This is a genomic window from uncultured Microbulbifer sp. (genome assembly GCF_913055755.1).
Classification (GTDB): domain Bacteria; phylum Pseudomonadota; class Gammaproteobacteria; order Pseudomonadales; family Cellvibrionaceae; genus Microbulbifer.
Window position 1 is genome coordinate 17,127 of sequence record NZ_CAJXKH010000008.1, and the last position, 14,590, is coordinate 31,716.

Annotated in this window: 14 protein-coding genes; 11 read left to right on the forward strand and 3 right to left on the reverse strand. The window is 60.0% G+C overall.

From position 1 onward, the window contains the following. Positions 1-32: 32 nt before the first annotated feature. Entirely contained in the window at positions 33-1,004 is a 972-nt protein-coding gene (locus QZ511_RS03035) for a KpsF/GutQ family sugar-phosphate isomerase (RefSeq protein ID WP_295798754.1), read from the reverse strand. A gap of 472 nt (positions 1,005-1,476) precedes the next feature. Between QZ511_RS03035 and QZ511_RS03040 the strand changes: the two genes are divergently transcribed. From QZ511_RS03040 to hisD, 5 genes are all read left to right on the forward strand, one after another. Next, positions 1,477-2,133, forward strand: a complete 657-nt coding sequence (locus QZ511_RS03040; protein ID WP_295798757.1) for a phospholipid-binding protein MlaC — start codon at positions 1,477-1,479, stop codon at positions 2,131-2,133. 96 nt (positions 2,134-2,229) lie between these two features. Next, a complete protein-coding gene (locus QZ511_RS03045; protein WP_295798760.1) occupies positions 2,230-2,463 on the forward strand; it encodes a BolA/IbaG family iron-sulfur metabolism protein in 234 nt (77 codons plus the stop codon). A gap of 30 nt (positions 2,464-2,493) precedes the next feature. Then, positions 2,494-3,756 (forward strand): UDP-N-acetylglucosamine 1-carboxyvinyltransferase, encoded by a 1,263-nt coding sequence (murA, locus tag QZ511_RS03050; protein WP_295798763.1) that lies wholly within the window; start codon positions 2,494-2,496, stop codon positions 3,754-3,756. A gap of 126 nt (positions 3,757-3,882) precedes the next feature. Beyond that, on the forward strand, positions 3,883-4,521 hold the full coding sequence (gene hisG / locus QZ511_RS03055; protein WP_295798768.1) for an ATP phosphoribosyltransferase: 639 nt from the start codon (positions 3,883-3,885) through the stop codon (positions 4,519-4,521). 8 nt (positions 4,522-4,529) lie between these two features. Then, positions 4,530-5,846 carry a histidinol dehydrogenase gene (gene hisD / locus QZ511_RS03060; protein WP_295798770.1) on the forward strand — a complete coding sequence of 439 codons (1,317 nt, stop codon included), beginning with the start codon at positions 4,530-4,532 and terminating at the stop codon, positions 5,844-5,846. A 17-nt stretch (positions 5,847-5,863) separates the two neighbouring features. Here hisD and QZ511_RS03065 read toward each other — a convergent pair whose 3' ends face one another. Continuing rightward, a complete protein-coding gene (locus tag QZ511_RS03065; RefSeq protein WP_295798772.1) occupies positions 5,864-6,997 on the reverse strand; it encodes a trypsin-like peptidase domain-containing protein in 1,134 nt (377 codons plus the stop codon). A gap of 164 nt (positions 6,998-7,161) precedes the next feature. Between QZ511_RS03065 and sat the strand changes: the two genes are divergently transcribed. Next, a complete protein-coding gene (sat, locus tag QZ511_RS03070; protein ID WP_295798775.1) occupies positions 7,162-8,352 on the forward strand; it encodes a sulfate adenylyltransferase in 1,191 nt (396 codons plus the stop codon). A gap of 121 nt (positions 8,353-8,473) precedes the next feature. Here the strand turns inward: sat and QZ511_RS03075 are convergent, their stop codons facing one another. Then, entirely contained in the window at positions 8,474-8,935 is a 462-nt protein-coding gene (locus QZ511_RS03075; RefSeq protein ID WP_295798778.1) for a DUF1043 family protein, read from the reverse strand. A gap of 202 nt (positions 8,936-9,137) precedes the next feature. Between QZ511_RS03075 and zapE the strand changes: the two genes are divergently transcribed. The 5 genes from zapE (at position 9,138) to QZ511_RS03100 (ending at position 14,517) form a co-directional block, all read left to right on the forward strand. After that, on the forward strand, positions 9,138-10,259 hold the full coding sequence (gene zapE / locus QZ511_RS03080) for a cell division protein ZapE (protein ID WP_295798779.1): 1,122 nt from the start codon (positions 9,138-9,140) through the stop codon (positions 10,257-10,259). Positions 10,260-10,390: 131 nt separating this feature from the next. Then, positions 10,391-10,819, forward strand: coding sequence for a 50S ribosomal protein L13 (rplM, locus tag QZ511_RS03085; RefSeq protein WP_010132512.1), 429 nt, complete (start codon positions 10,391-10,393; stop codon positions 10,817-10,819). Positions 10,820-10,832: 13 nt separating this feature from the next. After that, the gene (gene rpsI, locus QZ511_RS03090; protein WP_295798788.1) at positions 10,833-11,225 is read left to right on the forward strand and encodes a 30S ribosomal protein S9; all 393 of its coding nucleotides are present in this window, start codon (positions 10,833-10,835) and stop codon (positions 11,223-11,225) included. 494 nt (positions 11,226-11,719) lie between these two features. Beyond that, complete coding sequence (gene petA, locus QZ511_RS03095; protein ID WP_295798790.1) at positions 11,720-12,319, forward strand: ubiquinol-cytochrome c reductase iron-sulfur subunit; 600 nt, start codon at positions 11,720-11,722, stop codon at positions 12,317-12,319. Then, complete coding sequence (locus QZ511_RS03100) at positions 12,316-14,517, forward strand: ubiquinol-cytochrome c reductase (RefSeq protein WP_295798795.1); 2,202 nt, start codon at positions 12,316-12,318, stop codon at positions 14,515-14,517. The genes petA and QZ511_RS03100 overlap by 4 nt, the downstream gene beginning before the upstream one ends. Positions 14,518-14,590 lie beyond the last annotated feature (73 nt).

Sequence of the window (14,590 nt, forward strand, 5' to 3'; positions counted from 1 at the left end):
CGGGGAAATTGCCGCGGGAACACCCGCAACTTTCAGATTACGCCGGCGCGCAGAATGTCGTGCATATGCAACAGACCTACCGGGTGGTGTTCGGGATCCTCCACAACCAGTGCCGTAATCTTGTTGTCTTCCATGATGCGCAGGGCCTCGGCCGCCAGGGTTTCCGCGCTGACCGTTTTCGGCCGGCGGCTCATCACCTGTTCCATGGTGGCCGTGTCCAGCTCTATCTTGTGGTCAATGACCCGGCGCAGGTCGCCATCGGTGAATACCCCGAGCAGCTCACCCTGGGTTCCCACCACGGTTGTCATGCCGAACCCTTTGCTGGTCATTTCCAGCAGTGCCTGCGACAGCAGGGTTTGCGGGGTGACCTGTGGCAGTTCGTCGCCGGCGTGCATAACATCTTCCACCTTCATCAGCAGCTGGCGACCGAGGGCGCCGCCGGGGTGGGAGAAGGCAAAATCTTCCGCAGTGAAACCTCTGGCCTCCAGCAAAGCCACCGCGAGGGCGTCGCCCATCACCAGGGTGACGGTGGTGGAGGAGGTGGGGGCGAGGTTGAGCGGGCAGGCCTCGGTGTCCACCGCGATATCCAGGTTGACGTCGGCAGACTGCGCCAGCGGGGAGTCCGGTTTGCCGGTCATGCTGATCATGGGGATGCCCAGGCGCTTGAGCAGTGGCAGCAGGGTGAGCACTTCCGCAGAAGTGCCGGAGTTGGAAATGGCGATGACCAGGTCCTGGCGGGTGATCATGCCGAGGTCGCCGTGGCTGGCCTCGCCAGGGGGCACAAAAAAGCTCGGGGTGCCGGTGCTCGCCAGGGTGGCGGCAATTTTGCGGCCGATATGGCCGGATTTGCCCATGCCGGAGACAATGACGCGCCCCTGGCAGGCGAGGATCAGTTCGCAGGCCTGCTGGAAGTCGCTGTCGATGCGGGATTCCAGCGCTGCTACCGCGGTGGTTTCCATGGCCACGGTGCGGCGACCTGCTTGTAGTATCAGTTCTTTACCCATTGGATGACTCTTTGGTGGGTTCCCGAATGTTCTTCATTGTAGAGAAGTCCGGGCGGCAGTTTGTTGCCGGAAATTGTCGCGCTGGCGCGATTTCAGTCGGGTAACCCGCTGACGTGCTAACCTTTATAAGCGCCGGGCAATCGGCCCGGGCAAAAGACGCCGGGGTAAAAATCCTTACATTTTGTATGGTGAAGGTGCGCCCTCCCCAACTATCGGGAGTACCCGCGTCCCAAATGTATTGAGACTGATGGTACTGCCGGAGATATATCCCGGTCGCAAATGTGCGGTGAACGAATCCCGCTTGTCCGGAGCGCCGCCATGGTATAGTTTGCCGCCGCTATTGTCAGCTACAGCGTCGGGTTGATCGCGTCATCGATCCGGATTTATCCGTCAGCGAGATATTTCGGCGCCGCCGTGACACTTTTTGATGTCGCTGGCATCCAAGGGACGAATTGCCAATGGGAGATATTCTGTGAGCGCACTCACTTCACCTGTAAAAACCGCTGTTTCCAGTCCGCTCCGCTGGCTGGTGGCCGCGCTACTGCTCACCTGCTGGATGCCCTTTGCCAGCGCGGCGCAGAATCCTTACGCGATGATCGAAGGTGTGTCCAACGATCTGCTGGGGGTCATCCGTGCCAACGGTCAGTACCTGAACTCCAACCCGCAGCGTTATTACAGCGCGGTAGACCGGGTGCTGGAACCGGTGGTGGATTTCAATTTTATCGCCCGCGGGGTCATGGGCCGGTACGCCAAGCAGGCGACGGCGGCACAGCGGGCCAAATTCACCAGTACCTTCCGCCGCGATCTGGTGGCGACCTTTGCCCGCGGTGTTGCCACCTTTGGCGATATGGACGTCAAGGTCGTCAACCCGGGTTCTGCACCCGGTGGCAACCGGGTCAATGTGCTGCAGGAAGTGCGCAGCAGCGAGGGGCTTACCAAGGTGTCCTTCACCCTGGTGCGCAACCGCAGCGGCCAGTGGAAACTGATCAACGTGATTCTCAACGGCGTGAACCTCGGCAAGACCTTCCGCGGCCAGTTCGCTCAGGCCATGCAGGCCAATGGTGGTGACATCGACAAGGTGATTGCCAACTGGTCGGCGGCAGACAAGGTTGCCGACGAGGTGGGTTGATCCCGCATACGCAGGTGCAGCTGCGGCAGCGGCTGCGCCAGTGCGGTGAATCCAGTACACTTGCGCGCTGATTTTCAAACCGAGTTCCCCCCACCTATGCAACCAGATCAAATCAAGGCCCTGATTGAAGGGCAGATTCCCGGCAGCCAGGTTGAGGTCGCTTTCGAAGGCAGCCACCTGAAATTGACCGTGGTCAGCGATGCGTTCGCCGGACTCAGCCGCCTGAAAAAACAGCAGCTGGTCTACGGCGCCCTTTCTGACAAGATCGCCGACGGCACCCTGCACGCCGTGCAGATGAAAACCCTCACTCCTGAAGAAGCCGGTCAATGATCGCTGCGCGGAAACTGGACACCAGACTGAATGGATAAGCTGATTATCGAAGGGGGCAGCCCCATCTCCGGAACCCTGAAAATTTCCGGGGCCAAGAACTCTGCACTGCCAATCCTGGCGGCGACACTGCTGGCTGACGGGCCGGTACAGATTCACAACCTGCCTCACCTCAACGATATCACCACGATGATTACCCTGTTGCGCTGCATGGGTACCGAGATCACTGTTGACGAAAAGCTCGGGGTGGAAATCGACCCCCGTTCCGTCAACGAGCTCACCGCGCCCTATGAACTGGTGAAAACCATGCGCGCGTCGATCCTGGTGCTGGGGCCGCTGCTCGCCCGCCACGGTGTCGCCAACGTCTCGTTCCCCGGCGGTTGTGCCATCGGCAGCCGGCCGGTGGATATTCACCTCAAGGGCCTCGAGGCGATGGGAGCGGAAATCACCATTGATGAAGGCTTTATCCGCGCCCGCAGTAACGGTCGCCTGAAAGGCGCCAACATCCTGATGGAAAAAGTCACCGTGGGTGGTACCGAGAACCTGCTGATGGCAGCCGCCCTGGCGGAAGGGACCACGGTACTGCACAACGCCGCGCGCGAGCCGGAGATCGTCGACCTGGCGGAGTTTCTGATCGCCATGGGGGCCGAGATCGAGGGTGCGGGCACCGACACCATCCGTGTGCACGGGGTAGAGCGCCTGCATCCCTGCAGCTATACGGTGATGCCGGACCGGATTGAAACCGGTACTTTCCTCGCGGCTGCAGCGGCCTGCCGCGGCAAGGTGCGTTTGACCCATACCCGCGCGGACATTCTCGATGCAGTGTTGGTGAAGTTTGAGGAGGCCGGCGCGCACCTCAGTATCGGCGACGACTGGATCGAGCTGGACATGAAGGGCAACCGCCCCAAGGCGGTGAGCTTCCGCACGGCTCCCTACCCGGCATTCCCCACCGATATGCAGTCCCAGTTCACTGCCATGAATGCGGTCGCAGAAGGCAAGGGTACGGTGGTGGAGACCATTTTCGAAAACCGCCTGATCCAGGTGCATGAGCTCAACCGCATGGGTGCCAATATCGTACTGGAGGGCAATACCGCGATTGTCACCGGTGTGGAAAAACTGAAGGGTGCCCCGGTAATGGCTTCCGACCTGCGCGCATCCGCCAGCCTGGTGATTGCGGGTATGGTGGCGGAGGGTACAACCATGGTTGACCGTATTTACCATATCGACCGCGGCTACGAGTGTATCGAAGAAAAGCTGCGTCAAATCGGCGCCAACATCCGCCGCGTGCCTGGCTGAGCCAGTTTGGGCCGCGGGTTGTACGACCCGCGGACCGGCAGGATGCGTAGCGAAGCGCGGTGAAAACGCACGCGCTCTCAATTCAATGCGGCGGGAAGCCGCACAATTCACACAATCATAAACGCCATGCAGATCACTATTGCTCTGACCAAGGGGAGAATTCTCAAGGAGACCCTGCCGCTGCTTGCCGAAGCCGGTCTCGAGCCCCTGGAAGATATTTCCAAAAGCCGCAAGCTGATTTTTCCCACCAACCAGGAACATGTCCGCCTGCTGATTTTGCGCGGGTCGGATGTGCCTACCTATGTTCAGCACGGTGCCGCAGATATTGGCGTGGCCGGTAAGGACAACCTGCTGGAACACGATGACAGCAATATTTACGAGCCCCTCGACCTGGGAATCGCCCGCTGTCAGCTGATGACCGCGGGAATCAAGGGTGCCGAACTGCCGAAAGGGCGTATCAAGGTGGCAACCAAGTTTGTGCACTCGGCCAAGCGCTACTATGCGGCGCAGGGGCGCCAGGCGGATATCATCAAGCTGTACGGCGCAATGGAGCTGGCACCGCTGATGGATCTCGCCGATGAAATCGTCGATATCGTGGATACCGGCAATACCCTGAAAGCCAACGGCCTGGAAGCGCGCGACCTGATCGCGGATATCAGTAGCCGCCTGATCGTCAACAAGGCGTCGATGAAAATGAAATACGGCCCGATCAACGGGCTGATAGAACAGCTGGCCGCGGCGGTGAAGTCGCGGGCCGGGAGCTGAGGACAGGGATGAGTAGCTTTTCCATTCGCCGGCTGGACGCCAACGGGGCGGATTTCGACACGGAGCTCGCCGGCCTGCTGGCCTGGGAATCGGTGTCCGACAGCAGCGTGGCGTCTGCCGTGGCAGACATTCTGCAACAGGTAAAAAACCGCGGCGATGCGGCGGTCATCGAATTTACCAACCGCTTTGACCGCCGCAACCTGCAGGGTGCGCAGGAGTTCTGCCTGGGGCAGCCGGCGTTGCAGCAGGCACTTGCGCGGATTTCCGCTGACAGCCGCGCTGCCCTTGAGGCCGCGGCGGCGCGGGTGCGGGGCTATCACGAGCACCAGTTACAGGATTCCTGGCAATACCGGGAGGCCGACGGCACCGTGCTCGGGCAGCAGATATCGCCGATGGAACGGGTGGGTATCTATGTGCCGGGGGGCAAGGCCAGTTACCCGTCATCGGTATTGATGAATGCGATCCCCGCCAAGGTGGCGGGTGTGGATCAGGTGTCGATGGTGGTGCCGGCGCCGGATGGCCAGCTCAATGACCTGGTGCTGGCGGCGGCGGCGATTGCCGGTGTCGACCAGGTGTTTACCATTGGTGGCGCCCAGGCCGTGGCCGCGCTGGCATACGGGACCGAAACCATTGGCCGGGTGGACAAGATCGTCGGGCCCGGCAATATTTTCGTGGCTACCGCCAAGCGCGCGGTGTTCGGCCAGGTGGCCATCGACATGATTGCCGGACCCTCGGAAATTCTGGTGATCTGTGACGGCAAGACGGATCCGGACTGGATTGCGATGGACCTGCTGTCGCAGGCGGAGCACGACGAGCAGGCGCAGTCCGTGCTGCTGTGCCCCAGTGCGGACTACCTGGATGCGGTAGAAGCCTCGCTGGAAAAACTGCTGGCAGAATTACCCCGGGAGGAAATTGCCGGCCAGTCCCTGCGGGACCGCGGCGCCCTGATTCTGGTGTCGGATATCGAACAGGCGATCGAGGTGGCGAATCGCATCGCGCCGGAGCACCTGGAGGTCTCCGTGGATGAGCCGGAGCAGTATCTGCCGAAAATCCGCCACGCCGGCGCGATTTTTCTCGGTCGTCACACCGCGGAAGCGCTGGGGGATTACTGTGCGGGCCCCAACCACGTGCTGCCCACCAGTGGCACTGCGCGTTTCTCCTCGCCGCTGGGAGTCTACGATTTCCAGAAGCGCAGCTCGATCATCTACTGCTCACCGCAGGGCGCGGATACCCTGGGCCGTGTGGCCTCGACCCTGGCGCAGGGGGAAGGGCTGGACGCACATGCTCGCTCTGCGGAATACCGGGTGCAGAAGAAAGGATCGTAGCGCACCCGGCCTCTGATTCATTCCTGACCCTGGGGCTGGAGCAGGCTCTGGGGCTGTTCCGACACCGTCGCCTCGGTGGTGTAAGCCTGGCCGTTGCGGATATAGGTGATGGTGACGGTTTCCCCGGGTTTGAGGGTGGCCATGGCGGCGATACCGTGATTGCCGTCATTGATCGGATCATCGTTGATCTGGATGATCACGTCCCCGGGTTTCAGTCCCGCTACGAAAGCCGGGCCGCCATTGTAAATCGCGGTGATGATCACTCCGTTGGTAGATGGCAGCTTGAATGCGCGGGCGAGGCGGGGATTGACCTCGGACGCCTCGATCCCCAGCCAGCCCGGGACTACACGGCCATACTCGATCAGATCCCGCATTACCTTGAGTGCAATATTCGCCGGGATTGCAAAACTGATACCGGCGGCCGAGCCTTTCTGGTCCAGGATGGTGGTATTGATACCCAGCAGCTTGCCATAGGTGTCCACCAGTGCGCCGCCGGAATTGCCCGGATTTACTGCCGCGTCAGTTTGCAGGAAGTTTTGCAGATAGCTGCCGCCACTGGCGAAGCTGAGATCGCGGCCGGTGGCACTGATGATGCCCTGGGTAACGGACTGGCCCACGCCCCACGGATTGCCAATGGCAAGTACCACATCGCCCACCTGCGCGTTTTCCGGATCGCCCACTTCGATGGCGGTCAGCTCTGACAGGTCGATCTTGAGTACCGCGAGGTCGAAGTTGGAGTCTGACCCCACCGGCTTGGCGAGGGCTTCACGTCCGTCCGCCAGAACCACCGCAATCTGTTCCGCACCCGCGGTGACGTGGTGGTTGGTGAGAATGTAGCCCTGCTCGTCCACGATAACCCCGGAACCGAGTGTGGGCTGGCTGCGCAACCTTTGCAGGCGGCGGATAATCGGATTTCTCGACGGGGCTTCGCTGGCCAGGGGGTCGTGCTTGCGGGTGTAGATATTGACCACTGCCGGTCCGGCGAGGTTGACCGCGCGGGCGTAGGATACCGGCGCCTGAAAACTCTGTGGCGAAACTGCAGTCGGCTGGAATCCCCGCAGGTGCGGGAAGGCAAACAGCAGCACTGCCGCCACCGCCAGTCCGATTGCGGCCGGAATGGCCCAGTCATGCAGAAATCGTTGTAGTGACACCCAGCTGCTCCTTCCCGATTTGCCGCCATTATACGCGTTTCGGTAATAGAGTCCTTATCAACCGTTCTAGCGCAATTCCCCCCGGGCGCTTGGTGTGGCGGCGGGAATACGTATAATGTGGCGCTCTAAAAAATGTGATTTGAGTTTGATTTCAGGAGTTGCACATGTCCCTGGTTCGCCCACACGGCAGTGAAGAACTGCAGCCCCGCTTTGTCTACGACAGCGCGCGGCACGAACAACTGGTCAAGGAAGCGGAGTCGCTGCCTTCCATCGTGGTCAGTTCAGCGGCCGCTGCCAATGCGGTGATGCTGGGCGCGGGTTATTTCAACCCTCTCCAGGGCTACATGAACCTGGCCGACGCCATGGGTGTGGCGGAGTCCCTGCACACTGCCGATGGCCTGTTCTGGCCGGTGCCAGTGGTGAACATGGTGGAAGATGCCTCCGCAATTGCCGGTGCCAAGCGCATTGCCCTGCGCGACCCCAATGTCGAGGGCAACCCGGTACTGGCGATCATGGACGTGGAGGCCATCGAAACCGTCTCCGATGAGCAGATGAGCACCATCGTTGAGCAGGTCTTCGGTACCCTGGACGAAAAGCACCCGGGTGTTGCAACCTTCAAGGCTGCCGGCCGCCAGCTGATCTCCGGCCCGATTGAAGTGCTGAACTTCAGCTACTTCCAGGCCGATTTCCCCGATACCTTCCGCACCGCGGTAGAGATCCGCAACGAGTTTGCGGAGCACGGCTGGAGCAAAGTGGTTGCCTTCCAGACCCGTAACCCGATGCACCGCGCTCACGAAGAGCTGTGCAAAATGGCACTGGATGCGGTGGAAGCGGACGGTGTGCTGATCCACATGCTGCTGGGCAAGCTGAAGCCCGGTGATATTCCCGCGCCGGTGCGCGATGCCGCCATCCGCAAAATGGTGGAAGCCTACTTCCCGGAAAACACCGTGATGGTGACCGGTTACGGCTTTGACATGCTGTACGCCGGCCCGCGCGAGGCGGTGCTGCACGCGGTATTCCGCCAGAACTGTGGCTGTAGCCACCTGATTGTCGGTCGCGATCACGCCGGCGTTGGTGATTACTACGGTGCATTCGATGCGCAGACCATCTTTGACGAGAAGGTGCCGGCGGGCGCGCTGGAAATCGAGATTTTCCGTGCGGACCACACCGCATACTCGAAGAAGCTGAACAAGGTGGTGATGATGCGGGACGTGCCGGATCACACCAAGGAAGACTTTATCCTGCTGTCCGGCACCAAGGTGCGCGAGATGCTGGGCAACGGCGTGGCGCCGCCCCCCGAATTCTCCCGTCCGGAAGTGGCGCAGATCCTGATGGATTACTACCAGAGCCTGTGATTCTGGCCGGTAGTGATTGCGGGGGCTGCGGCCCCCGGTTTCGCTGCGGACGGACACAAAAAAGCGGGGCAATGCCCCGCTTTTTTGTGTCCGTCCGGTTGTGTGCAGAACGTGTGTCTGGTTACCGGTTGACCACTTCATCACCGGGTGCCGGAGCGCTGGGTTCCTTTTCCAGTCCGAAATCCTCGGAAAGGGTGCCCTTGGCGCCGGGTGCCTTGGGGGCCCAGTCGCGGGGTGGCAGCACGCTCACGTTGTCGTCGTTGTCGCTGAGTGTGCCGCTGCCGGCCTCCAGCATCTGCCGGCCGATATCCTGACTGGACAGGCGCATGGCACTGTTGGCCAGGTATTCGTGCACCTCGCGATAGCTTTCGGTCAGGTTGTGAACCAGTTGGGAAGTCTGGTCAAAGTGTTCGTTAACCTGTAGCTGGAAATCTTCCAGCTTGGTGTTGGCTTCTTTCAGGCGGAGCTCCAGCTCCTGTGTGCGGTCGCTGTTCTGGCGGTTGCGGGTAGCCAGGAACGCCAGTAGCGCCCCCAGGGCCAGGCCCAGTACGCCGACCAGAATCAATACCGAAGTTGAGTGCACAGTTACTTCCTCCTCATGTGTTCAATGGCACCGGCCATCCGTGACGGTGCCCCCTATTATACGCAAATCCCGAGCTCGCGCCGCGTTGGTGTTTTATGCCAAACGGTTATGGATTTGCTAAAGTGCGCGCCTTTGATCCAGGCGGGAATTTCGGCGGCACAGTGCCGGAACGCCACAGTACAGTGAATACAAGAACTCAGCCATGCAGCAGGACTCCACACTTTCTCCCCGGCAGCGCTATGAGCGGGACCTTCAGCGCCCGGACTTTGTGCCCGATCCCGCGCAGAAGGCCGCGGTAGACGCATTGCAGGACCTGTACCAGCGCTTGTTGCGGTCCCCGGCAGGCGGAGGGAGTGTGCTGGCCGGGCTGAAGGCCTTGTGGCGCGGGCCCGGGAAGCCGGAGACCGGGCTGTATTTCTGGGGCGGCGTGGGGCGCGGCAAGACCTACCTGATGGATGCGTTCTTCGAGTCCCTGCCTTTTGAACGCAAGATGCGTACCCATTTCCACCGCTTTATGCGCGAGGTGCACCGCGAGCTCAGGTCCCTGGCGGGGGAGAAGAATCCGCTGGACAGGGTGGCCGACCGCATTGCCGAGCGCACGCGGGTGCTGTGTTTCGACGAATTCTTCGTCTCCGATATTACCGATGCGATGATACTGGCGGGCCTGCTGGGGGCGCTGTTCGATCGCGGTGTGACCCTGGTGGCCACCTCCAATATCGAGCCCGAGGGGCTCTATAAAGACGGGCTGCAGCGCGCGCGCTTTCTGCCGGCCATCGATTTGCTGAAGCGCCATACTAAAGTGATCAATGTAGACAGCGGCATTGACTACCGCCTGCGCGCGCTGGAGATGGCGGAGCTGTATCACAGCCCGCTGGATGCGGAGGCCAATGCCAGTCTCGCGCGCAGCTTCGAGGCTCTGATCGTGGAGGGGAGCGAAGTGCGCGAGCGGGTGGCGCTGGAGGTGGAGGGGCGCCCGATACGCGCGCTGCGGGTGGCGGATGATGTCGCCTGGTTTGACTTCAGTGAGCTGTGCGACGGGCCGCGTTCGCAGAATGATTACATCGAACTGGCGCGAGAGTTCCACACCGTGCTGCTGGCCAATGTGCCGCAGTTCGGCGAGCGCACCGAAAGTCAGGCGCGGCGCTTTATCAATCTGGTGGACGAGTTTTATGACCGCTGCGTCAAACTGGTCATCTCCGCCGCCGAGCCGATCGAGAGTCTCTACGCGGGGCGTCATCTGCGGTTCGAATTCGAGCGCACCAAGAGCCGCTTGCAGGAGATGCAGTCGCGGGAGTTTCTCGCCAGGGAGCACCGCCCGGAGTGATGTCGCCAGGCGGGTATCGCTGGTCAGATATTGTGCGATTTAGCGCTTGAAAAGCCTTGGGCGCTTATGTAGTATTCGCGCTCTTTTTGTGGGACGGCCCATATATGGGTCATATACAGGTGTTTTATAACATGAAGACTTACAGTGCCAAGCCGGAAGCGGTAACCCGCGACTGGTACATTGTTGACGCTGCGGACAAGACTCTCGGTCGCATTTCTGCCGAGATCGCCCACCGCCTGCGCGGCAAGCACAAGCCTGAATACACGCCCCACGTGGACACTGGCGATTACATCGTTGTGATCAATGCCGAGAAGGTTCGCGTGACCGGTAATAAGGCCAAAGACAAGATCTACCACAGCCACTCCGGCTACCCCGGTGGTCTTAAATCCATCAGCTTTGAGAAGTTGATCGACAAGGCGCCTGAGCGCACCATTCAGAGTGCAGTCAAGGGCATGCTTCCTAAGGGCCCGCTGGGTCGCGCCATGTTCAAGAAACTGAAGGTGTACAAAGGTAGCGAACATCCTCACGCGGCACAGCAGCCGATTGAACTGTCGATCTAAACGGAACATTCTCATGGCAACTACTCAATACTACGGTACCGGCCGCCGCAAGACCTCCACTGCTCGCGTATTCATCCAGCAGGGCGAGGGCAATATCAGCGTAAACGGTCGCACTCTGGACGAATACTTCGGCCGCGAAGTGGCGCGCATGATCGTGCGTCAGCCGCTGGAACTGGTCGAAATGACTGAAAAATTTGACATCAACGTCACTGTGAAGGGCGGCGGTTCCTTTGGTCAGGCGGGTGCTATCCGTCACGGCCTGACTCGCGCTCTGATGCAATACGACGAGTCCCTGCGTCAGCCGCTGCGTGCAGCCGGTTACGTGACTCGCGATGCGCGTGCCGTTGAGCGGAAGAAAGTCGGTCTGCGCAAGGCGCGCAAGAAGCCGCAATTCTCCAAGCGTTAATTCGCTACACGCATTTTTTTATTGGCCCGGCTTTATGCCGGGCTTTTTTTTGTGTGTGGAGGCGGCGGGGTGAGATTGCAGGCATTGCTTATTTTGTCGTCAGTTCGCGTCGGGTTTACCGACGTTCACTTCGGTATTCGCCTTGTATCAAATTGGCATTTTCTTTAACATTGCGCGAATTTCTATCCGCTTGCACTTGGGGTTTGGCCACTTTGTCCTATGGTCAGGCGAGCGGGCCAGATGTAGGGGAGTTTCTGTTCTAGGTCTTTTTGTCTGCGGCTGTCACTGTTATCGGCCGCGCGGTTGCTCTGTTCTGTCCCTGGCCTGGCGGTCGCGGATGGTTGGGCGATCGCTTTTGCAATGCGCGTGCTGACCCCTGATCAGGCCGACGTTGTAGTGTTGCAGGACCTGGAGCAGGAATTCACCGGTTTTCTTTGGGTTTGGGCCAGCTGGTCCCGGTTGTACCGGGGATGCTGTGATGGGAGAACTACGTCATGAGTGATGACGGTGTAAATGTAGGGCGTCGCCGGTTTCTGACCGCGGCCACCTCGGTAGTGGGTGGTGCAGGCGCAGTCGGGATAGCGGTACCTTTTGTCGCGTCCTGGAATCCGAGTGCCAAGGCCAAGGCCGCCGGCGCACCGGTAAAATACAATATCAGCAAGCTCGAACCGGGCCAGATGGTCACCGTTGAGTGGCGCGGCAAGCCGGTTTACGTCGTGCGCCGGACCCCGGAAGCGCTGGAAAACCTGGTAAAGGTCGACCCCTTCCTGCGTGACCCCCAGTCTGCTGAATCCAAGCAGCCCGCTTATGTAGATCCCGAAAATCGCGCCATCAAGGCTCAGACCCTGGTACTGGTCGGCCTGTGTACCCATCTGGGGTGCGCGCCCATGTATCGCCCGGAAGTCGGCGCTGCGGATCTCGGTGGCGACGAGTGGATGGGTGGCTTCTTCTGTCCCTGCCACGGTTCCAAATACGATATGGCCGGCCGCGTGTACAAAGGTGTACCGGCGCCGACCAACCTGGATGTGCCGCCTTACTCCTATGAAGGCGATGATGTAATCGTAATTGGCGTGGATCAGGAGGGCAGCGCATGAACTGGCTAACCGCATTGGGAGACTGGGTTGATCAGCGCCTGCCGATTTATCGCGCCTGGGATACCCACATGGGCAAGTATTACGCGCCCAAGAACTTCAACCTCTGGTACTTCTTCGGCGTGCTGTCGATGCTGGTACTGGTCAACCAGCTGCTGACCGGCATCTGGCTGGTAATGAGCTTCAACCCTTCCGCGGAGGGCGCGTTTGCCTCAGTGGAATACATCATGCGTGATGTGGACTGGGGCTGGCTGATTCGCTACCTGCACTCCACCGGGGCCTCTGCCTTCTTTGTGGTGGTCTATCTGCACATGTTCCGCGGCCTGATGTACGGCTCTTACAAGCCGCCGCGGGAGCTGGTGTGGATTTTCGGCATGTGCATTTACCTGGTACTGATGGCGGAAGCCTTCATGGGCTACGTACTGCCCTGGGGTCAGATGTCCTACTGGGGGGCCCAGGTAATCGTATCCCTGTTTGGTGCCATCCCGGGTATCGGTGAAGATCTGGTGCAGTGGATTCGCGGTGACTACCTGATTTCCGGTATTACCCTGACGCGTTTCTTCTCCCTGCATGTGATCGCGCTGCCGCTGGTACTGGTACTGTTGGTGGTGCTGCACATTCTGGCGCTGCACGAAGTGGGTTCGAATAACCCCGACGGTATCGAAATCAAGAAAAACAAGGATGCAAACGGTATCCCGCTGGACGGCGTACCTTTCCATCCTTACTACACAGTGCACGACCTCGTCGGCGTGGCGGTATTCCTGTTCGTTTTCTGTGTGGTGGTGTTCTTCTTCCCGGAGATGGGCGGTTTCTTCCTTGAATACGCCAACTTCGAGGAGGCCAACCCGCTGAAAACCCCGCCGCATATTGCGCCGGTATGGTATTTCACCCCGTTCTACGCAGTACTGCGTGCAGTGACCATGGATATTGGCCCGCTGACCGCGAAATTCCTCGGCCTGGTGGCCATGGGCGCGGCGATCGCGATCCTGTTTGTACTGCCCTGGCTCGACAAGAGCCCGGTGAAGTCCATTCGCTACAAGGGCTTTTTGCCGAAGATGCTGCTGCTGGCATTTGCAGCGATATTTATCATCCTCGGCTACCTGGGCGTTCAGTCTCCTACCCCGGGACGTAACTTCCTGGCGCAGGTTGCCACGCTGTTCTACTTCGCGTTCTTCGTGACCATGCCGATCTGGTCCAACCCGACCGAGCGCAAGGGCATGGTGTCGTGGATTGTGAGTGGTGCTTTCGCGGTCATGTTCCTGTGGATGGCTACGGTGAACTGGAAGGCGAGCCTGTTCGTGACTGTGTTGGCGTTGATCTTCACTGCGCTGTTCGCAGCACTGCCGTGGCTGACCTCTCGCGACGTGGTTTACCCTGAGCCCAAGCGTGTTACCAGCCCTTCTGGCAGCAAGTCATTTATCCTGCTGGTCGGCGGTATTATCGCGGTGCTGCTGATGGCCTTCGTACCAATCAAGGCGGTGGGTGCGGAAAGTTCGGTACAGCTGGATCACATCAAGATTGACCTGAACGACAAGCCCTCCCTGCAGCGCGGTGCCAAGTACTTTGTCAACTACTGCATGGGTTGCCACAGCGCCAACTTTTCCCGCTGGGAGCGCGTTGGCACCGACCTGGGCATCCCGTCGGAGCTGATGATGCAGAACCTGGTGCTGGGCGACGACAAGATCGGCGACCTGATGGAAATCTCCATGCGTCCGGAGGATTCCAAGGTGTGGTTTGGCGCTACTCCGCCAGATCTGACCCTGGTTGCCCGCGCCCGTTCGCCGGAGTGGTTGTACACTTACCTGCGCAGCTTCTATAAGGATGACAGCCGTCCCACCGGTGTGAACAACAAGGTATTCCCGAATGTGGGCATGCCCCACGTGCTGATGGAGCTCCAGGGATTGCCGGAATGCGCCCCGGGGCCCAAGCGTGAGCACGGCCATGTGGTGCGCGACGAGCTGGGTAACCCGATCATGGACGCCAACTGCGGCAGCCTCGAAGTGAGCAAGGTCAAAGGTTCCATGAGCGACGTGGAGTATGATCAGGCGGTCTATGACCTGGTGAACTTCATGGAGTACATCGCCGAGCCGATGGCGGAAACCCGCAAGAAAGTGGGCTTCTATGTACTGGCGTTTATCCTGGTGTTCTTTATCTTCGCCTGGTTGCTGAATCGCGAGTACTGGAAAGACGTACATCACTAAGCGATCGCACAGCCAGTAAATCGGGTGGTGGGCCGCCGGCGTTGCCGGATTCAGTCCCACCGCCCGTTTTGTA